The 19,781-nt window shown below is 59.2% G+C and carries 17 protein-coding genes and 1 tRNA gene; 7 read left to right on the forward strand and 11 right to left on the reverse strand.

What is annotated here, in order from left to right; all coding sequences use genetic code 11:
* Positions 1-60: 60 nt before the first annotated feature.
* From gltB to ACK509_RS04560, 3 genes are all read left to right on the forward strand, one after another.
* Entirely contained in the window at positions 61-4,593 is a 4,533-nt protein-coding gene (gene gltB, locus ACK509_RS04550) for a glutamate synthase large subunit (protein WP_410765305.1), read from the forward strand.
* A gap of 40 nt (positions 4,594-4,633) precedes the next feature.
* On the forward strand, positions 4,634-4,945 hold the full coding sequence (locus ACK509_RS04555) for a hypothetical protein (protein WP_410765306.1): 312 nt from the start codon (positions 4,634-4,636) through the stop codon (positions 4,943-4,945).
* A gap of 77 nt (positions 4,946-5,022) precedes the next feature.
* Positions 5,023-6,012 (forward strand): NAD-dependent epimerase/dehydratase family protein, encoded by a 990-nt coding sequence (locus ACK509_RS04560; RefSeq protein WP_410765307.1) that lies wholly within the window; start codon positions 5,023-5,025, stop codon positions 6,010-6,012.
* A 66-nt stretch (positions 6,013-6,078) separates the two neighbouring features.
* Here ACK509_RS04560 and ACK509_RS04565 read toward each other — a convergent pair whose 3' ends face one another.
* Positions 6,079-6,771 (reverse strand): HD domain-containing protein, encoded by a 693-nt coding sequence (locus ACK509_RS04565; protein ID WP_410765308.1) that lies wholly within the window; start codon positions 6,769-6,771, stop codon positions 6,079-6,081.
* A 179-nt stretch (positions 6,772-6,950) separates the two neighbouring features.
* On the opposite strand from ACK509_RS04565, the gene ACK509_RS04570 reads away from it, so the two are divergent.
* On the forward strand, positions 6,951-7,670 hold the full coding sequence (locus ACK509_RS04570; protein ID WP_410765309.1) for an alanyl-tRNA editing protein: 720 nt from the start codon (positions 6,951-6,953) through the stop codon (positions 7,668-7,670).
* A gap of 9 nt (positions 7,671-7,679) precedes the next feature.
* Here the strand turns inward: ACK509_RS04570 and ACK509_RS04575 are convergent, their stop codons facing one another.
* The 10 genes from ACK509_RS04575 to ACK509_RS04620 all read right to left on the reverse strand — a co-directional run bounded on the left by ACK509_RS04575 (position 7,680) and on the right by ACK509_RS04620 (position 18,480).
* Positions 7,680-8,435 carry an FkbM family methyltransferase gene (locus ACK509_RS04575; protein WP_410765310.1) on the reverse strand — a complete coding sequence of 252 codons (756 nt, stop codon included), beginning with the start codon at positions 8,433-8,435 and terminating at the stop codon, positions 7,680-7,682.
* Between the two features lie 195 nt (positions 8,436-8,630).
* Positions 8,631-8,733 (reverse strand) — tRNA-Gln (locus ACK509_RS04580).
* A 96-nt stretch (positions 8,734-8,829) separates the two neighbouring features.
* Positions 8,830-9,432: an HNH endonuclease gene (locus ACK509_RS04585; protein ID WP_410765311.1), complete on the reverse strand. Its 603-nt coding sequence runs from the start codon at positions 9,430-9,432 to the stop codon at positions 8,830-8,832.
* A gap of 202 nt (positions 9,433-9,634) precedes the next feature.
* Positions 9,635-10,090, reverse strand: coding sequence for a metal-dependent transcriptional regulator (locus ACK509_RS04590; RefSeq protein ID WP_410765312.1), 456 nt, complete (start codon positions 10,088-10,090; stop codon positions 9,635-9,637).
* A gap of 4 nt (positions 10,091-10,094) precedes the next feature.
* Positions 10,095-10,613: a ferritin-like domain-containing protein gene (locus ACK509_RS04595; protein WP_410765313.1), complete on the reverse strand. Its 519-nt coding sequence runs from the start codon at positions 10,611-10,613 to the stop codon at positions 10,095-10,097.
* A gap of 66 nt (positions 10,614-10,679) precedes the next feature.
* Positions 10,680-11,834, reverse strand: coding sequence for a succinylglutamate desuccinylase/aspartoacylase family protein (locus ACK509_RS04600; RefSeq protein ID WP_410765314.1), 1,155 nt, complete (start codon positions 11,832-11,834; stop codon positions 10,680-10,682).
* A 176-nt stretch (positions 11,835-12,010) separates the two neighbouring features.
* A complete protein-coding gene (sufD, locus tag ACK509_RS04605; protein WP_410765315.1) occupies positions 12,011-13,219 on the reverse strand; it encodes a Fe-S cluster assembly protein SufD in 1,209 nt (402 codons plus the stop codon).
* Between the two features lie 3 nt (positions 13,220-13,222).
* Positions 13,223-14,653 (reverse strand): Fe-S cluster assembly protein SufB, encoded by a 1,431-nt coding sequence (gene sufB, locus ACK509_RS04610; RefSeq protein ID WP_410765316.1) that lies wholly within the window; start codon positions 14,651-14,653, stop codon positions 13,223-13,225.
* 12 nt (positions 14,654-14,665) lie between these two features.
* A complete protein-coding gene (locus tag ACK509_RS04615) occupies positions 14,666-15,571 on the reverse strand; it encodes an ABC transporter ATP-binding protein (protein ID WP_410765317.1) in 906 nt (301 codons plus the stop codon).
* Between the two features lie 209 nt (positions 15,572-15,780).
* Positions 15,781-18,480: a DNA-directed DNA polymerase gene (locus tag ACK509_RS04620; protein ID WP_410765318.1), complete on the reverse strand. Its 2,700-nt coding sequence runs from the start codon at positions 18,478-18,480 to the stop codon at positions 15,781-15,783.
* Positions 18,481-18,584: 104 nt separating this feature from the next.
* On the opposite strand from ACK509_RS04620, the gene ACK509_RS04625 reads away from it, so the two are divergent.
* Genes ACK509_RS04625 through ACK509_RS04635 form a run of 3 tightly spaced genes read left to right on the forward strand, consistent with a single transcriptional unit; the run spans position 18,585 to position 19,771 of the window.
* Positions 18,585-18,770 carry a hypothetical protein gene (locus ACK509_RS04625; protein ID WP_410765319.1) on the forward strand — a complete coding sequence of 62 codons (186 nt, stop codon included), beginning with the start codon at positions 18,585-18,587 and terminating at the stop codon, positions 18,768-18,770.
* A gap of 58 nt (positions 18,771-18,828) precedes the next feature.
* Positions 18,829-19,317 (forward strand): hypothetical protein, encoded by a 489-nt coding sequence (locus ACK509_RS04630; protein ID WP_410765320.1) that lies wholly within the window; start codon positions 18,829-18,831, stop codon positions 19,315-19,317.
* 25 nt (positions 19,318-19,342) lie between these two features.
* Positions 19,343-19,771: a hypothetical protein gene (locus ACK509_RS04635; protein WP_410765321.1), complete on the forward strand. Its 429-nt coding sequence runs from the start codon at positions 19,343-19,345 to the stop codon at positions 19,769-19,771.
* Positions 19,772-19,781: the final 10 nt, after the last annotated feature.

Below are 19,781 nucleotides of genomic sequence, written 5' to 3' on the forward strand. Positions count from 1 at the left end.
TTAAAACACCCTTATGGTTTCAGGAAAAGGTGCTTATGCGGGTAGTTACTTCTTCGAAGTATGACCAAGCCACACATAGACACTCCTCTGTCTCGACCCGGGTTGGCCGACCCGTCGGACGAGCGCTCCAACTGCGGTGTTGGGGCCGTTGTAGACCTCGAACACGGCGCTTCGCACCGCGTCGTTGCCGATGGTCTCGAACTCCTCGAAAACCTCGAACACCGTGGCACCACCGGTGCCGAGGAAAACACAGGAGACGGCGCTGGCATCTTGATTCAGCGCCCCGACCGCTTTATCGAAGCAATCGTCGAAACCGACCTCCCCGAGACCTACGCCGTCGGGTCGGTCTTCATGCCGGTAGACGACGAGGTACGCGAACAGGTAGCTGAACTCGTCGAAGAGACGCTCGAATCACATGGCCTCTCTGTCTTCCACTGGCGCGACGTGCCGACGAACAACGACGGACTCGGCAAGACCGCACTCGACTCGGAACCCGACGTATGGCAGGTCTTCGTCGAACCCGCAGGCGACATGGATGAAGATGAATTCGACCGCGCACTCTACGTCGCCCGACGCGCCACCGAAAAGGCCGCTGAGAACCTGACGCTCCCCGGCGCGGCGCGATTCTACGTCTGTTCGCTCGACCGCAAGACGCTCGTCTACAAGGGCCTTCTCACCGCCGAGCAACTCCCCGAGTACTACCCAGACCTCTCTGACGAGCGCATGGAGTCCGAGTTGACGCTCGTTCACGCGCGTTTCTCGACCAACACGCTCGGCGCGTGGCACCTCGCCCACCCGTACCGCCACGTCATCCACAACGGCGAAATCAACACCATCCGTGGCAACGTCAACTGGATGCGTGCCCGCGAGACCGACCTCGAACACGAGGCCTTCGGCGCGGACCTCGATACGCTCAAGCCGATTACGAAGGCCGACCAGTCCGACACCGCGAGCGTGGACAACGTGGTCGAACTCCTCCTGAAGAGTGACCGCGAACTTCCCCACGTCCTCCGGATGCTCATCCCGGAATCCTACCGCAGCGATCACCAGATGAGCGACGCACGCCGCGACTGGTACGACTTCCACGCCTCGCTGGTCGAACCGTGGGACGGCCCCGCGCTCGTCGCCGCAACCGATGGCGACCGAATCGCAGCCGTCCTCGACCGCAACGGCCTGCGTCCGTGTCGCTACGAAGTGACGACTGACGGGAGGCTCATCCTCGCCAGCGAAGTCGGCGCGCTCGACACCGACCCCGCAGAAATCGAACAGCGCGGTCGTCTCCGCCCCGGTGAAATCTTCATGGCCGACCCCGACGAGGGTCGTGTCATCCCCGACGGCGAAGTCTTCGACTCGCTCACCGACGACAAGTACGGCGAGTGGGTCAGCGAACAACAGCGCCACCTCGACGACATCGCCGACGACGGCGTTCGCGCAATCGACAGTATCGAAGCACTCCGCGCGGCACAGGCCTCCTTCGGCTACACCCACGACCAACTCAACCACATGATAGAGCCGATGGCCCGCGACGGCAAGGACCCCGTCGGCTCGATGGGTGACGACACGCCGTTGTCGGTTCTTTCGGACCTCAACCGGCCGCTTTTCACCTACTTCAAACAGCTGTTCGCGCAGGTGTCGAACCCGCCTATCGACTACATCCGCGAGAAGTTGGTGACGAGTCTCGAATCTCGACTCGGCTACCAGCGTAACCTCTTGTCCGAATCGCCGGACCACGCCCGGCAACTCGTCCTCGACTCGCCGATTCTCACCGACGCGCAGACGAGTGCCATCAAAGACCTCGATGACGACATGCAGAGCGCCGTCGTGGACACCACCTACGAGAAAGGTGGCGACCTCGAGTCGGCAATCGAAGGAGTACGTGACGAAGCGAAGGAAGCAATCGAAGCGGGCGCAGATATCGTCGTCCTCTCGGACCGCAACGTCGGCCCGGACCGCGTGGCGATTCCGAGCCTCCTTGCGACGGGGGCAGTCCACCACAGTCTCGTCCGAAACGGCCTTCGCAACCACGCCGGACTCGTCGTCGAGTCCGGCGACCCACGCGAGGTTCACCACTTCGCGACGCTCATCGGCTACGGCGCTGGCGCGGTGAACCCGTACCTCGCTTACCAGACTATCGAAGACATCGTCGCCGGACCCGACGGTGCAGACGAAGCCGAAGCCATCGACTCCTACATCCACGCCGTCGAAGATGGCATCCTGAAGACGATGGCGAAGATGGGCATCTCCACGGTCGAGAGTTACCGCGGTGCCCAAATCTTCGAAGCCATCGGTCTCTCGTCGGACTTCATCGCCGAATACTTCGAAGGAACCGAGATTCGAACCGAAGGTATCGGCATCGACGTCATCGAAGAAGACCTCTTGACTCGCCACGCCGCGGCCTTCGGCGCAGACCCAAAGCTCGAACGCCAAGGCGAGTACGAGAACCGCTCGAACGGCATCCACCACGGCTGGAACCCGAAGACGGTCGGCACGCTCCAGCAGGCAGTCCGCGCTGGCGACTACGACCGCTACAAGGAGTTCGCCGAACTCGTCAACGACCAGTCTGAACACATCCAAGCACTGCGCGGTCTGCTCGAATTCGACCCCGACCGCGAATCCATCGACATCGACGAAGTCGAACCCGTCGAAGATATCGTCAAACGGTTCTCGACCGCGGCGATGTCGCTCGGCAGTCTCTCACCCGAAGCCCACGAGAACAACTCGATTGCGATGAACCGCATCGGCGGCAAGTCGAATTCGGGTGAAGGTGGCGAACCACCGGAACGCTTCGGCACCGAGAAAGAGTGCAACGTCAAGCAGGTCGCATCCGGCCGCTTCGGCGTCACCTCGCACTACCTCTCGTCTGCAGACGAACTCCAAATCAAGATGGCACAGGGCTCGAAGCCCGGTGAAGGTGGCCACCTTCCCGGCAAGAAGGTCAACGAGATGATTGCCCACGTCCGCTATGCGACGCCGGGCGTCGGCCTCATCTCGCCACCACCGCTGCACGACATCTACTCCATCGAAGACCTGAAACAGCTCATCTTCGACCTGAAGTCCGCCAACCCCGACGCCGACATCAACGTCAAGCTCGTCTCCGAGGCGGGTATCGGCACCATCGCAGCAGGTGTCTCGAAGGCCGAAGCCGACGTAGTACATATCTCGGGCTACGACGGCGGGACGGGCGCATCGCCCAAGACCTCAATCAAGAACGCCGGTCTGCCGTGGGAACTCGGCCTCGCCGAAGCAAACCAGATGCTCCGTGCGACCGGCCTCCGCTCGCGCATCCGCGTTTCCGCCGACGGCGGCATGAAGACCGGTCGCGACGTCGCAGTCGCCGCACTCCTCGGCGCAGAAGAGTACATCTTCGGGACGGCCTCGCTCGTCACCGCAGGCTGTGTGATGGCGCGCCAGTGCCACGAGAACACCTGTCCTGTCGGTGTCGCCACGCAGGACGAGAACCTCAGACAGCGATTCCCCGGCCAACCCGACCACGTCATCAACTACATGACGTTCATCGCGCAGGAACTCCGCGAAATCATGGCCGAACTCGGCTTCCGCACCCTCGAAGAGATGATTGGCCGTCCATCGCTCTTGCGCCAGCGCGAGACGGACCACCCGAAAGCCAAGCACCTCGACCTCTCGGCGGTCATCGCCGAACCCGCGGGCGACGCGCGGACGAAGACCGAAGAACAAGCCCACGCCGATATCGAGACGCACATCGACCGCAAACTCATCAAGGAGGCGACGCCCGCACTGGAAGACCAGCAGCCGGTCGTCATCCGCCGCGACCTGCGGAACTCGGACCGCGCAGTCGGTGCGATGCTCTCGAACCGCATCTCCAACGCTTACGGCGGCGAGGGTCTCCCAGAAGGGACGATTCGCTGTGAGTTCTCCGGAACCGCAGGACAGACGTTCGGTGGCTTCCTCGCCCACGGCGTCACGATGCGCCTGACGGGTGCCGCAAACGACTACGTCGGCAAGGGCCTCTCCGGTGGCCGCATCATCGTCGAGACGCCCGCCGAAGCCAACTACGACGCCACGGAGAACATCCTCATCGGCAACGTCGCGCTCTACGGGGCGACCCAGGGCGAGGCGTACATCAACGGAATGGCGGGCGAGCGTTTCGCCGTCCGCAACTCCGGTGTGAAGGCCGTCGTCGAAGGCGTCGGCGACCACGGCTGTGAGTACATGACCGGCGGCGTCGTCGCCGTCCTCGGTAACACTGGTCGCAACTTCGCCGCAGGGATGTCTGGTGGCATCACCTACGTCTACGACCCCGACGACGACCTCGCGGCGAACGCCAACACCGAGATGGTCGAACTCCAGTCCGACCTCGACAGTGCTGACGAGGCGATGCTTACTCGACTCGTCGAGAACCACCTCGCCTACACCGACTCCGAGCGCGCCGCCGAACTCCTCGACGACTGGGAGGTGAGTTTGAAGGACTTCGTGAAAGTGATGCCCGACGCCTACGCCGAAGTCATCGCCGAGAAGCCCGAACAGGACGTTCGCTCCGAACTCCCCGTCGCCGCAGGTGCCGTTGCCGAAGCTGAGTCGGACCGTATCGGTGCGACGACGACGAGCGACGACTGAACACCCCGCGATATTTTTTCGAGCGCGCCGAACCCCAGACGTGTCCCGCGAGTACGACAAACTTGTCCGAGACGAGATTCCGCATATAATCCGCGAGTCGGGCGAATCCCCACGCACGCACGTTGCCGAAGGCGAAGAGTTAGACCGACGACTCGCAGAGAAAGTGGTCGAAGAAGCTCGGGAGTTCGAAGCGAGTCACCGAATCGAGGAACTCGCGGATATCGTCGCGGTCATCGACGCGGTTCTCGTTCGTGAAGAAGTGGACTGGGAGACGTTACGAGAACTCGTCTCTGAAAAGGCCGCCGAGCGTGGTGGGTTCGAAGACGGCGTCGTCCTCGAACGCGTCGAGTAAGCACGCGGTCACGACCTGCCACCGGAATCCGCCGCCGGTTCTCCCACGTTTTTCACCACGCATCTCCAGTCGTGAATATGAACAACGCGCTCGTCATCGGCGGCACTCGATTTATCGGCCGCCACCTCGTCGAGGACTTGCTCGACCACGACTACGACGTGACCATCTTCAATCGCGGGAACCACGACAATCCCTTCAGTGACAACCCGCGCGTCCAGCACGTCCAAGGCGACAGAAAAGACGACGAAGCCCTCCGCACGGCTAAACTCACCGTCGAACCGGATGCCGTCTTCGACTGCGTTGCCTACCACCCCGGCGACGTCGTTTCGGCGGTCGATATCTTCACCGACGTGGACGCCTACGTCTACATCTCCAGCGGGGCGGCCTATGGAAGCGAAGAGATTCCGAAGCGCGAAGGCGTGACTCCACTCTGTAAGTGTACGAACGAACAGGCCGAGTCCGACGCCGACGAGACTTACGGCCCGCGAAAAGCGGAGGGTGACCGTGTGGTCTTCGAGGCCGCTTCCCGAGGAATCGACGCCATGTCCATCCGCCCTTGTATCGTCTACGGCCCGGACGACTACACCGAACGCCTCGACTACTGGATTGAGAGGGTACTCAACTACGACCGAGTTCTCATCCCCGGCGACGGGACGAACATCTGGCACCGTGCCTACGTCGAAGACGTGGCGAGTGCGATGCGCATCATCGCCGAAGAAGGCGAGGCAGGAGAAGCCTACAACGTGGGCGACCAGCAACTCGTGACGCTCCAAGAGATGCTCGAACTCATCGCCGACGTGGCGGGCACAGAAATCGAAGTCGTCCACGCAGGTGAACGTGAACTGGCCGCTGGCGAACTCTCACCGACTGATTTCATCCTCTATCGAGAATACCCACATCTCCTCTCGACCAGCAAGCTCGCCGCCCTCGGGTGGGAATCGACGCCATTCGATGAGGCGATGCGACGCTCTGTCGAGAGCCATCGTGAGAGCGACCGCGACGGGAGTGAATACGACCCCGGACGCGACGCAGAAGAACGTGTCCTCTCGATTCTCGATACGCTGTAAGTAACCGACAGTCGAGACCCGAAGGTCTCTCTCGGCGAACTGTACGCTAAAAAATCGGGCTTCGACTCAGATGTCGAAGTTCTCGGTGTGGTCCATCTCGGGGACCTCTTCTTCGAGCCACTCGCGGAACCACTTGACGCGCTTGAGACGTTGGTAAGCGAGGCTCTCTGCGGTGTCGGTGACGAGTCGCTGCGAGGCGTCACGGCCGCGTTCGAAGACGCGCTCGACCATCTCGGCGGCGTCCATGTGAGTTCGGGCCTCGTAGCCCATCCGGAGGAGCATGAGCGCCGTGCCGTTGGCCCCAATCTTGTCGAGGATGTCGGCTTCGATGAGACACCGTGTCTCCAGCGAGATGTCCATCAAGTCGCCCTGATACGAATGGTCGGAGACGACTTGGCACACCTGTTCGGTGAACGATTCGGGATAGTCGCCGTGGGTCGTCAAGAACTCGCGGGCGACGCGTGCCCCTTCTTCGGCGTGGACCTCCTGTTCGGCTTCGAGTTTGGAGATGTCGTGGAAGAGGGCGGCGACGCGAACCACGTCAACATCGGCGCCTTCGCGCTTCGCGATATGCGATGCAAGGTCGACGACGTTCAGAATGTGATTGAAGCGGTACTCCGCAGAATGCCACGGGTACCACCGCATTCGCCCGCCATCGTCTTCATTCTCGACGCTCGCACTCAGGTAGTCGAGGACGAACCGCTTCATGTCCTCGAACTCTGCGTCAGAGACCGACGAGTCTTTGATTTCAACGCCCACGATGAATCCTCCGTGGGGGTGAACGAATCTCAGATTTCATTACACGGATTGAGGTTCGTTCTACTCTTAGGCGTTACGACACCCTGAGTTTTTGATTCGGTGGGGTTGGCTACACCTGCACGCGACTCGCGACCACCCGAAGTGACAAACATAACTACCACTCATGCGTCGAACACCACATGAGCGAAGCGCGTTATCTCGACGAGACCACGCTGTTCACCTTCGAGACGACGGTCGAAGCAGTCCGCGGCGATGACCGCGTGGTTCTGAACGAAACCTGCTTCTATCCGACTGGTGGCGGCCAGCCACACGATACGGGCACACTGCGGGCAAAGGGCGAAGAATGGCGCGTCGTAGACGTGAAAAAACGAGATCGTATCGAACACATCGTCGAAGGAACCGTCCCCGAAGTCGGCACAACTGTCACCGGAACCATCGACGAAGATCGACGCCGTGCCCACATGCGCTATCACACCGCCCAACACCTCCTCTCGTCGATTCTGCTCACCGAGTTCGACGCCGAGACGACCGGCAATCAGCTGTACCACGACCACGCACACCTCGATTGCGCCTACGAGCGATTCGACGACGAGGACCTCCAGACCATCGAAGACCGGATGAACGAACTCGTCGCCGACGACCTGCCCGTTCGATGGTACACGCTCGACCGCGACGAAGCAGAGGCGACACTCGACCCCGAGCGAACTCGACTGCACTTGTTGCCAGATTCGATTCGAGAGGTTCGAATCGTCGAAATCGGCGATACAGAGACTCCATTAGACCAAACTGCCTGCGCCGGAACACACGTCGAATCGACCGGCGAGATTGGAACCGTGGCCGTCACCGGGCGGACGACACAAGGGTCGGAACACGAACGAATCGGCTTCGAACTCGAATAAGGACGAAGACTACGACTCTGGTGGTTCACACACCCATCCCTCTCTAACCGGGATGAGACGATAGCCGTGGTCACGAAGCAACTCCGCCGCCATCGATTCGTCGTGACCGTCGCGTGCATCGTGGACTTCGAAGTAGAGTGTCGGGCGATGCTCACGGAGTACTGATTCTGCCCCCTCCAAGACGGCGAGTCCGAAGCCTTCTACGTCTATTTTGAGGTGGTCCGGTGGCGGAACCTCACCAGATTCGACCAGCGAATCGAGTCGGCGCATCTGAATCTCGACCTGCTCGGCGATGCTTGCCTCCCACGCGCTCGCGTGGGCCGACGAGAACGACCCCAATTCGTCGTAATTCGATTGATGGAAGGTTCGCGTCTCGTCGGCGTTTCCGAGGCCACAGTCGAGGAGTGTGACTCGCTCTTCGAACTCGTTGAGTCGAATATTCGCCGCGAGTTGCTCGGAGACGTGGGCATTTGGTTCGACCGCGACGACTCGAATACGTGGGTGACTCGCCGCGGCGGCGAGTGTGTAGGTTCCCGTGTTCGCGCCGACATCGACGACGACCTCATCGGGAGCGAGGTTGGAAAGGAGCGCGTGGAGGAGGACGTCCTCACCGTGTCGATTGTACAGTTCGTAGCTTCGGAAGGACACGCCATCGACGTGCTTCGTCGTCGTGAGAAGTTCGTGACGGTAGTTTCTGCGAACCAGTGTGTAATGGAGCGAGTAGGAGAGATGGCGAAGGGTCGAAAGCGGGTGCCGCGACAACACGTTGTGTAGTTGTCAAACGGTGTGGGTAAAAATTGGTCGGAGAGATAAGTGCGAGACTGAGAGCTAAGAGGGAATTATTTCATCACCAATGCAGTTGAAAAGTAGTCTCAGGCGGATTCGAACCTCGGTCGCTCCGACTCGTCGCTCCCCGCTTCGATCCTCGTTGTGACTATTTACTCACTGACGTTCGTAAAATAGTCCCAGGCGGATTCGAACCGCCGTCAACGGCTGTCTTCTCGGTACGCATGAACCGTACCAATCCAAAGGCCGCTATGATTGGCCACTACACCATGGGACTGCGCTTCGCTCGTCCCATGTACCTCGCAATCCATCCGGATTGCTCGACACCACGGGACTGTGCATATAATCGTAGCGCGACGGTAGCACAATAATGTTACTTTTTACGCCGCAGTCGTGCATTTCCACTTTCAACAAGTCGGTGACACGTACGACAAAGCGAAATAACGTTGTCTAGGGTGTGGGCATCAGACGGATGCTCGAAATCACGAACTCGCATTAGATGGTGAACGTCGGGGTTTTGGCCGGTTTCATTCCGGTCGGCACCACATCTTTGACAGCTGTATTCGTCCCGTTTGAGTGCGAGTCGGCGAACTCGCCACCAACGCTCTCCGTAGTTGAATGAGCCACCTTCCCACTGGTGATGTTGCTCTCCAACGACGTTCACCGAGAGCCACTCACCGTAACAATCTGAATCACAGAATACGCCGTACTCGTTCGACTGAATCTGTGATTCGAGTCGCTGAATTTCAGCCTCGCAGTGAGAACAGCTGGTTACAACACGCTCAAGTCGTACTGCCGGGTTCTCTGGGAGAAGCCCATTTGCTTCGTCAACACACGTGGAGCAGTAGATTCCCTTCTTATTCGATGGATAGTATTCGAACGAAGACCCACAGACCGTACATTGGGCTGTTTCTTTGGCCCCTTTCCAATTTCCATTGGCTACCCCACTTTCGGAATAGCACTCATCACAGTACACTCGCTGAGATTTTGGATCGTAGAATTCGCCATCACACTCTTGGCATGTCCGATTCGGAAGCGGTTCGCCATGGACCTTCGTATGGTGCTGTCGAACTCCTTGTTTAGTTCTGAGCTGTCGAGAACAAGTCGGACACCCCAGACACAACCACAGGGCAGGAGCTAGTTAGTGTCGAGCCAAGTAGGGTGAAAGTAAAACTCGATTAGTCCGCTGCTTCAGTTTCGGTCTCCGCCTCAGCACCGCCACACACGTCGAGGTATTTGCAGGCGTCCGTCTCTGGGTCGAAACAGTCCGGACACTCCGAGTTGCGGTCGATAATCGTGTCGAGCCGGTCCGCAATCATGCCGTCGATGACGGGCTCGAGTTCGCGGGCCTCTGCACGGAATTCGTCTACTTCGAGGACGTTCGAGAGGAACCGTTCGATGATACAGTAAGTTTGCAGCGCATCACGAGCGCGGACGATACCGTCGTCAGTGAGGGTGACACCCTTGTACTTCTCGTGTTCGGCGAGGCCACGAGATTCGAGTTTGCCAATCATCTCGTTGGCACTGGCGGGACTGACGTCCATCATGTCTGCGAGCGCCCCGGTCGCAGCCGGGCCATTTTCCATCTGTTGCAGCAGGTAAATCGCTTTGACGTACTGGTCTGCGGTGTTCATCGTATTACTCGCGTTCTTCCATGATTTTCGTCACTTCTTCGACCCCATCGGCCTCTTCGTCGCGAATCTCGGAGAGCGTCGCAAGCAACTCTTCGCGGTCGATGGTGAACTGTGCGTCACTGGCTTCGACGGCCTTGATAACGTCGTCGTAGAACTTGTAGGCCGTCTCCTCGTTACAGAGTTGGTCGTACAGGACGCCGTCGAAGTCCTCGGGCTTCGTCTGGCCGTACTGTGCTTCGACCAATGCCTCAATCTCCTCGAATGGAATGCTCTCGACATCCAGACGGTCGATGATATCTTCGAGTCGGCCGCGGTGTTCGGCAGATTCCTCTGCGGCGTGCGAAAGCAAGTCTCGAATCTCTTCGTCGAGCGAATCGTCGCCCATCTCTTCGTCGAGCGAATCGTCGCCCATCTCTTCGTGGTGGTGGTAGGCGCGTGCCTCGACGACCTCTTCGAGGACGATTCCGATTTGCAGGAGGCGTGCGAGTTGGTGGTCTGAGGTGACCTGATAGCCCATACTCACGCGAGACACCCCTCGTTCAAATACGATACCGACTGAATCATACTCAGACCTGAGTCTGTAACGAACTTAAGCGGTTCCCCTTTCGGGTTCCGAGTCGCCCGTCTCCGGTTCCGCAGGAGTCTCCGTTTCTTCGGTGGATGGTCTTGCTCCCCTTTTCGAGGTCGCGTGGCGGCCCATCCAGTGGTAGGTCCCGATGGCGACGTATCCTTGCTGCTCGTCGATGATTTTCTCGATTACTTTTCGGTCATCCTCGTCGATAGAGACGACGTGCGCGATAATCTGTCCGGGGACGGTTATCGGGTCTGCGGCCATCCCAATGATGAGTCCCGTAAATGGAGCGTCGACGACGTGTTCTTCTCGTTTGAAGTGGTCTGAGATGGTACAGACGGCCTTCCCCTCCTCGACAATTGGATACGGTCCCCACTCCATGTCTATCCATCCACCCGCAGTCGAGCGAATCCACTTCTTTTCTTTCGACCCGACGATCCGTTGCCACACCGGTTCAGCCTCGAACTCGTCGTCTATCATCCCAAAGTAAGCGAAGAGATTGTGCAATCGGTCGAGGGCATTGTCGACCATCACTGGTTGGTAGCGGTGAGCCTCTCCCATCTCGACAGTGATGGTCGGGGTCCCGTTTTCCGAGGCGACTCGACGCATCATCCCCTTCGACCCCGCCCCGTCGAGGACGACGTTCGAGAGGAATGCATTGGCCACTTCTGCCACTGCGGGGTCACTCATGTCTGCGCGCGTGTGGAAAATCGTCACCTTGTCTCGCGTCGAAGTGTGGAAGTCCACCCCCATATCGCACTTGGAGATAAAGCGGTCGTAGATGACTTTCGCCATCTGCTGGCCCTCGTTGCCGTCTTCTCTCCCCGGGAACGCGCGGTTCAGGTCGCGGTCGTAGATTGGAAGGTATCGCATGTGTGCACGGTATCCCGGCACGTTAAGCACGTGCAGACACACGATGGTTCCAGAGAGTTCCTGTGGGTCGTATCGGTCGGCGACTTCCTGTACCAACTTCACACCGTTGACTTCGTCACCGTGCATCGCCGCGCTGACGAACACTTTGGGTCCCGAATGGACGCCGTTGATGATAGTCACTGGAAGCTCTATCGGGTCGCTGAGATAGGATTCGCCGACCTCGTACATGATGTGTCGTTTTTCGCCGGGTCTGACCTCGGCGTCGTAGCGGAAGGCCTCTCCATTGTTGTTGTTGGACATCGTAATTCTCCGATTGCAACTACTACGTTGACTACGGAGAAAATGATTGGTAGAAGGACAGTTTCCTGACTAACCGAAATTCTTGATTTTCACGAAGAGGCGCGAGCAAGGCACGGACGAACGGTTTCACTATCTGATGGCCTTAGAAAAGATGTAAAAACCGCGTACCAGCGCGCTTACGAGAGGCGCGCAGCAATGAGTTCTTCGAGGTCGTCGCGGAACTCATCGACTTCGATTTCGTCGAGGACGGGCACGAAGAAGCCTTCCACGAGCATGTTGCGTGCTTGGAGTTCGGGGATGGACCGAGAGACCATGTAGAAGAGGTCTTCTTTGTCCACCTGACCGACCGAGGCGGCGTGGGACGCTTCGGTGTCGTGGTTGTGGATGATGAGCTTCGGCGACGCGTCTGCCTCGGACTCGTCGGAGAGCATCAGCGTGTTCTCACGCTGGTAGGAGTTGGTGCGCCAGGCGTCGCGGCCGACGTTCTGGACACCCTCGTAGACCGAGCGTGCCTCGTCGTCGAGGACGCCACGGGTGATGAGGTCCGCCATCGTGTTCTCGGCGTTGTGCCAGACACGAGCGTTCACGTCGAGGTGCTGGTCGCCGTGACCGAAGAACGCACCGACGATTTTCGTCTCCGAACCCTCGCCGTTGAGTTCCGTCTCGATGTCGGAGCGGGTGAGACGCGAACCGAGGTTGCCCTCGATCCAGTTGATAGTCGAGTGGTTGGCGGTGATGCCACGCTTGAGCGAGTACGTGTAGGAGTCCTCTGCGAGGTTCTGGAGCGACCCGTACTGGACGTAGGAGTTCTCGCCCGCAGCGACCTCGACGAGGTTCGAGAAGTACCGTTCTTCGCCGGTCTCCTCGCCGGACTCGATGCCTTCGAGGATGGTGACCGAAGAGGACTCTTCGGTGACGACGAGCGTGTGGCTGAAGAGCGACCGAGAGTTCATCTCGGCGCGAATCTTCACATCCTCGGCGTTGACACCCTCGGGGACGTAGATGAACGTGCCCGTGGTGAACAGCGCCGCAGAGAGTGCCGTCAGGTAGTTCGTTTCGAGGTCGAGGACCGAGCCGAAGTGCTCCTCGATGAGGTCACCGTACTCGTCGAGAGCCTCCGTGAACGGAAGCACGACGACGTCTTCGGGTGCTTCGCGGGTCGTCTCGTCAGACTGGTTGAGCGGGTCAACGAGCGTCTCGAAATCGAGCGCTTCGAGGTTCGTCCAGCGACGACCCGGCGTCTGGATGACGTTAGGCAACTCGAGGTCGTCGAGCGCCGACAGTGCTTCGAGACGTGCTTCGAGGAGCCACTCAGGCTCGTCTCGTGCGTCCGAAATCTCTCGTACTGTCTCTTCAGACAGGTTTGCGGGAATTTGTGCGCTCATTGGTTATCCGAGGCTACCCTCCATTTCGAGTTCCACCAGTCGGTTGAGTTCGACTGCGTACTCGATTGGCAGTTCTTCGGTGATGGGTTCGATGAACCCGGAGACGATCATCTGCTTCGCGTCGTCGTCGTCGAGGCCGCGCGATTGGAGGTAGAAGATGTCTTCGTCACCAATCTTGCCGACGGTCGCCTCGTGGGCAACGTCGACTTGGGACTCGTTAATCTCCATGTACGGCATCGTGTCCGAGGTGGACTCGTTGTCGAACATCAGCGCGTCACACTCGACAGCAGTCGAGGAGTTCTTCGCGCCGTTTGCGATGTGGACGAGGCCGCGGTAGTTGGTGCGGCCGCCGTCCTTGGAGATGGACTTCGACTCGATGGTCGATTTCGTCTCGGGGGCGTTGTGGTAGACCTTCGCACCGGTGTCGATGTTCTGGCCTTCACCCGCGAATGCGATGGTGATGTGGTTGTCGGATGCACCACGGCCCTTGAGAATCGAGGCCGGGTAGAGCATCGTCGCTTTCGAACCCATGGAACCGGAGATCCATTCCATACGGCCGTTCTTCTCGACGATTGCGCGCTTCGTGTTGAGGTTGTACGTGTTCTTCGACCAGTTCTGGACGGTCGAGTACTGCACGTGTGCGTCCTCGCCGACGAAGACTTCGACGCCACCGGAGTGGAGGTTGAACGCCGAGTACTTCGGCGCGGAACAACCTTCGATGTAGTGGACTTCGGAGCCCTTCTCGGCGACGATGAGCGTGTGTTCGAACTGGCCCATGCCCTCGGAGTTCATGCGGAAGTACGCCTGAACCGGCATATCGACCGTCGTGTCTTCGGGGACGTAGACGAACGACCCGCCGGACCAGATAGCACCGTGGAGTGCGGCGAACTTGTTGTCGCTCGGGGGGACGCACTTCGTCATGAAGTACTCCTTGACGATGTCTTCGTGTTCCTGGACCGCTTGGTCCATGTTCATGAAGACGACGCCTTTCTCTTCCCAGCGCTCCTGCATGTTCTGGTAGACGACTTCGGACTCGTACTGGGCACCGACGCCGGAGAGGGCGTTCTTCTCGGCTTCCGGGATACCCAGTTTGTCGAACGTGTCCTTGATGTCGTCCGGCAGGTCGCGCCAGTCGTCGACGCCGCCGCGGACGTCCACGTCGGGTCGGATGTACGGAACGATTTCGTTTACGTCAACCTCCGAGAGGTCGGGCTGGCCCGGCCAGTCGGTTGGCATCGGCATCTTCTGGAACTGCTTGAGCGCGCGAAGGCGGCGCTGAAGCATCCATTCGGGTTCGTCTTTGTCTTCAGAGATGACGCGGATGGTCTCTTCGGTGAGACCCTTGTCGGCCGCGAATGCGGACTTCTGCTCCTTCTTGAACTCGAAGCGAGCTTCCGTGTCTGTCTCTTTGAGGTGGTCTTGATCGGAACTCATGGTGTTGTGTAATTACGCGGTCTCGTAGACTTCCTCGCGGACCCAGTCGTAGCCCTTGTCTTCGAGCTCGGCCGCGAGGCCTGCGTCGCCGCTCTTGACGACTTTTCCGTCGAGCATGATGTGGACGTGGTCCGGTTCGACGTATTCGAGGATGCGCTGGTAGTGAGTAATCTGGAGGATACCAGTGCCCTGCTCGTCGCGGAGGGCGTTGATACCCTTCGAGACGTCCTGCAGGCGGTCGATGTCGAGACCGGAGTCGATCTCGTCGAGTACGGCGATGGACGGCTCGAGGATGGCGGCTTGCAGAACTTCGTTCTGCTTCTTCTCACCGCCGGAGAACCCGGCGTTGAGGTAGCGCTGCATGAACTTCTCGTCCATGTCGAGCAGTTCCATCTTCGATTTGAGGAGTTTCTGGAACTCGGCGACGCCGACTTCGCCGTCGTCGACCGGTCCAGCCATCGGCGATGGGACTTCCTCGTCTGCTTCCTCTTCTTCTTCTTCGTCTTCGCCGAAGAGGAGTTCGTTGCGCTCGTCAATCTTTGCGTTGAGCGCAGTGCGGAGGAAGTTCGTCATCGTGACGCCCTCGATTTCCGCGGGGTACTGGAAGCCGAGGAAGATACCGAGCGCGGCGCGCTCGTTCGGCTCCAGTTCCAGAAGGTTCCACGTGCGAGCGTCTTCCGGAATGTCGATATCGCCGAAGTCACCTTCGTCGAGGCGGAGAAGAATCTCGCCGTCGGTCACTTCGTAGGCCGGGTGGCCTGCGATTACTTTGGAGGTGGTCGATTTGCCGGACCCGTTCGGACCCATCAGGGCGTGAATTTCACCGGAACGGACTTCCAAATCGACTCCTCGCAGAATCTGCTCACCGTCGTCCTCCGCGACTTGTGCGTGGAGGTTTTTTATCTCGAGAGTTGCCATCGTTGGTTCGTTGCCTCGTACACGAAGCCTGGGGAGTTGTACCCATAATGCTTGCGCATTTACCCCCGGTCCTTTTTCGAGAAGAAAAATTTGTTTTCACAACGAGAAAGAATCAGCACAACTCGCGAGAGAAATAGAACTGCTTGACAAGCTAGTTCGAAACCGGATTCTTCGAAAATCAGTAATCTGGTCCGCCTACGGTCGGATGTTCACATGAAACTGCCGAGACCCGTCTGCTGTTGTCCGCTTTTGACCTCGTCCCACGACATTCCGAGGGCTTCGATGATACGCGAAATCGGTCCTTCGAGTGTCTTTTCGAGCATGACGTCCCACGCGACTTCGAACTCGCTCGGCACCTGGTCGTCGTACTCGAAACAGATGACGTCGGGGTCGCGTTTGAACTCGCGATACAGGTCGTCTTGCATCGGGTCGAACTTGTTCGCGTCCTCCAACGCTCGGAACCACGACGGGTGGACCTTGGCGAGATAGAGTCGTTTCGGCTTCGACCCTCGCCCGAAGTTCGTCCCCAAGAACGCGTTGGCGTACATCGCCCCGCGGACGTGTGCGGTGGCCGTCTCGTAGGCGGTGAGCCGCTTTCCGATACCGCCGGGAATCCCGATTTCGTCGAGCGGCAGGTCACCGGCTTGGAAGTCGGTGATGATGTCGTGGAGGTACTCTTTGATGACCTCTGTGTCTTCCCCGTGGACGATTTGGTCGATGACCGTCTTTTGGACTTCTTTCGTGATTTGGGCGATATCAGACCGTTTGTACTCGAAGCCAGTGATGTCGATGTCGTCCACATCTTTGCCCTCTTTCCAGATGATGTGACCGGCGTAGCGTTTCTTCTTTCCCGCCTGGAAGAACCGTCGGTAGAGTTTCTCGAACTCGATTTGGAAGCGGTGTTCGTCAGCGCCCAGTTTGTCCTGGGCGAAGTCGTCGTAGGCGGCGTTGATGTGTTTCTCGATGTCGAACGCTTGCTCGATAGCTTCCTCCTTACTCACGTCGGGGCCGAGTGCGAGCATCACCGAGTCGGTGTCACCGTAGGCAACCTCGTAGCCGAGGTTGTTGGCCGACTGCTCGGTGAAGTTGATGACCTCGCGCCCAGTTGCGGTCACCGCCGCACCCATCTCCTTGTCGTAGAGGCGGAAGCGGTCCCATCCCAGAACACCATACAGGGAGTTCATGATGACCTTCACTGCGGCCTGCTGGCGGTCGAACTGCTCGTATTCGGAGCTTCCGGGTTCGTGTTCGTTGCGCAGGCCTTTCTTCTCTTCACGCTCGCCGAGGAGTTCGTCTACCATCTCTCGGATGATACCGTCCGGCTCCTGTCGGAAGTGCGTCCCATTGGGTGCATGGAACATCTCGCCGTCGTACTCGTCGGGGTCCACCTTCGTCTCGGGCGACGCGTTGATGGTCACCATACACATCGGGTACAGCGACTTCAGGTCCAGTACCGTGACGTTCTCTTTGACGCCCGTGATGGGGTCGAAGACGGCACCGCCTTCGTAATCTTCTGACTCCTGTTGGCCCTTCGATGGGAGTGCGAACTCGTCGTAGACCTTGTGCAGGACGTAGATGTCCACGGTGTCGCCCGGCGTCGGTGCGTCTTCGAGTTTACACCCGACGAAGGAACGCACCTCGTCCCAGAAGGCGATGATACCCTGCTTGCGGTCGATTTCGACACACAACTCCACGTCGCGCAGGTTGTATTCGAGCAGGCGTTTCGGGTCCTGTTCCCACAAATCGCCGATATCGCCCGAGTAGCGCTCTTTGCCCACGTCGAGTTCGAGTTCGCCCACCGCGTCCAATCTGTACGATTCGAGTTCGGTGAACTGGGTTCGCTTGTAGGCATACAGAAGGTCGAAGACGACGCGGCCTTTGATGTCCGGGCCGCCCCAGCCACTTCGCCACACTTCACCCAGACGAGACATGCGGTCCGAGTCGAGGTTGTACGTGGAAGCGGGGTTCAGTTCGTCCAATCGGTCGAGGAAGTACGGCGCGTCGAAGTCGTCGAAGTTCCAGCCAGTGAGTACGTCGGGGTCCGTCTCTTCGATGTACGTCAAGAACGCGTCGAGCATCGCGTCCTCAGTGTCGAAGGTCCGAATGTCCACCGAAGCGTCGTCGCGGAGGTACTCGTAGTCGGGGAACTCTTCGGGTCGCTTGCCGTCGCCGTTTGGCGCGACGGCGTGCCACACGATGTACTCGTCGTCGTACGAGTCGTGCGAGGTCAGACAGATAATCGGCTCTTCGCCGTCTTCGGGGAAGCCGTTTCTGTCGTTGACCTCGATGTCGAAGGTGTTGACACGAAGGTTCGCTTCGACGTCCGTTGCTTCGACCTCTTCGTGGTGGATTTGAATCGTCCCGTCGTCGAGGCGGCGTGCTGGGACGCGAACGCCGCGTTTGATGTCCTTGTCGATGAGCAGGCGATTCGGAAAGAGGATGTCTGCTTCGTAGTGGTCGAACTCGTCACGAATCTGCCCAACGTCGCGCGGGGTTCGGGTACAGATTTTCGTCAGGTCTTCGCCCCGGATACTCGTGTAGCCATCTTCCGTCTTCGTGATGACTTCCTTGTCGAGAACCTCGTCGTCGAGCGAGTCCGTAGGGGCGTAGAAGTACGGCTCGAATCCGAGTACTCGAATGTGTTCGGCGGTGTCGTCGCTCGTGCGCCCAAACACGTGGAGAACGGGATACTCGCTTCGACCCGACCCTTCGATGGTGTAATCGACCTGGGTGATGGCGAGTTCGACCGTGCCGTCGGCGTCAGGGAACTTGATATCGTTCGTATCAATCACGTCCGAAACGTACTGACTCCCGTTGCCAGCGACGAAGGCGGCCTCCTCGTCGGGGCGACCCTCGCCCGCGGCATCGTCGTCGGCCCCTCCAAAGTCGGCCAAACCCGTCTGCGTCATTGTCGTTGCTTCGGTATCGGCGGTAAAAACCCCGGCGTTTCTGTAGACCATCCGAAACCCACGGAAAGACATTTACCCTGGTGTGACATTCAGTACCATGTCACATGACCAACCACGCATCTTCAAATCGGTGGGACGGTACGACTGACGGCAATGGCCCAAATGGCCTTACTGGCGCCGAGACAGTCGAATCCTACGACATCGACGGTGGCGTGGTGTTCTATGACGCAGAGAACCCATTGGCGTGGGTCGAAACGACGCTCACGATGTTGCTCGACGACTGCGCCTAACCACCACAAAAACCGCCGAAGCGGTTTCTTTTTGCTAACTCGGCCATTCATCGAAACTGTGATTGACGGAGAGCGGAGCGACGACGACGATTTCATCTCCGGAATCGACCCGGAATCTCGCTGGGAGAATGCCGAATCGCGCTGGGGGAACCCCGAATACGACCTCCCCAACGTCCCGAGCGTCCGCATCCCTTCGACCGAACCAGACCCGGAAGAGAACGAATTCAGCGCCGACGTGGACCCAGACCAGATGAAACTCTTCTGGGGCAGTGTCTTCCTCGCAAACGTCGCGCTCGCCGGACTCTCACTCGGCCCGATGCTCATCTACTTCCGAAACCAGTGGCTCATCGGCGGTGGCGCGCTCGTCCTCGGTATCGCTTCGCTCGCCCGCGTTTACACGATGTACAGAGAGTACAAATCCACTGATTGGGAGCGCGTGAAAGCAGAAAACGAGGACGACGAAGCTGGCAATGATTCGACCGCGGCTGACGAACCAGACGACCAAGCCGACGAAGCTTGCGCAGACGGCGGCGAGCGCAACCCCTAACAGTCGTCCCGACTTTCTCCCACCCATGCGAACGGTCCGCGGTCCAGACGGTCGGACCTATCTCCTCGTCAAGCAATCGAGCGATTCGAGTCGCGTCCGCGACCCGGAAACCGGCGACGAGCAGTATCTTCCGAACGACGAACTCGAAGGAGTGAGCGGCGAGTCACCGCTCGAAACCGCGGCCCGCGGCATCGACTCGTCTATCCGAACGATTCTCACCGCCGTTCCGAACGAGCGCGCACTCGGCTTGCTCGTCGAGTTCGTCGACCGCGGCGAAGTTCCGATTCTCGACCTCCTCGACTCCTACGACCTCTGCGAGAGCGACCTGCACGGACTGCTCGTGGAGTTCAAAATCGCCGGACTCATCGAAGAAACCGAAGTCTACGGCGAGCGAGGCTACGCGGCGACGACGGTTGCAAAAGACGGAATCGAACGCCTGCGCGCGTCCGAGTGAGTACGTCCGA

It is taken from the genome of Haloferax sp. DFSO60 (assembly GCF_046557615.1).
GTDB lineage: Archaea > Halobacteriota > Halobacteria > Halobacteriales > Haloferacaceae > Haloferax.

What these genes read in the sequence shown, in the direction of transcription:
- gltB (WP_410765305.1), top strand. Translation starts at nt 61, where the DNA reads ATGACCAAGCCACACATAGACACTCCTCTGTCTCGACCCGGGTTGGCC.
- ACK509_RS04560 (WP_410765307.1), top strand. Translation starts at nt 5,023, where the DNA reads ATGAACAACGCGCTCGTCATCGGCGGCACTCGATTTATCGGCCGCCAC.
- ACK509_RS04570 (WP_410765309.1), top strand. Translation starts at nt 6,951, where the DNA reads ATGAGCGAAGCGCGTTATCTCGACGAGACCACGCTGTTCACCTTCGAG.
- ACK509_RS04590 (WP_410765312.1), bottom strand. Translation starts at nt 10,090, where the DNA reads ATGAACACCGCAGACCAGTACGTCAAAGCGATTTACCTGCTGCAACAG.
- ACK509_RS04600 (WP_410765314.1), bottom strand. Translation starts at nt 11,834, where the DNA reads ATGTCCAACAACAACAATGGAGAGGCCTTCCGCTACGACGCCGAGGTC.
- sufD (WP_410765315.1), bottom strand. Translation starts at nt 13,219, where the DNA reads ATGAGCGCACAAATTCCCGCAAACCTGTCTGAAGAGACAGTACGAGAG.
- sufB (WP_410765316.1), bottom strand. Translation starts at nt 14,653, where the DNA reads ATGAGTTCCGATCAAGACCACCTCAAAGAGACAGACACGGAAGCTCGC.
- ACK509_RS04615 (WP_410765317.1), bottom strand. Translation starts at nt 15,571, where the DNA reads ATGGCAACTCTCGAGATAAAAAACCTCCACGCACAAGTCGCGGAGGAC.
- ACK509_RS04620 (WP_410765318.1), bottom strand. Translation starts at nt 18,480, where the DNA reads ATGACGCAGACGGGTTTGGCCGACTTTGGAGGGGCCGACGACGATGCC.
- ACK509_RS04625 (WP_410765319.1), top strand. Translation starts at nt 18,585, where the DNA reads ATGACCAACCACGCATCTTCAAATCGGTGGGACGGTACGACTGACGGC.
- ACK509_RS04635 (WP_410765321.1), top strand. Translation starts at nt 19,343, where the DNA reads ATGCGAACGGTCCGCGGTCCAGACGGTCGGACCTATCTCCTCGTCAAG.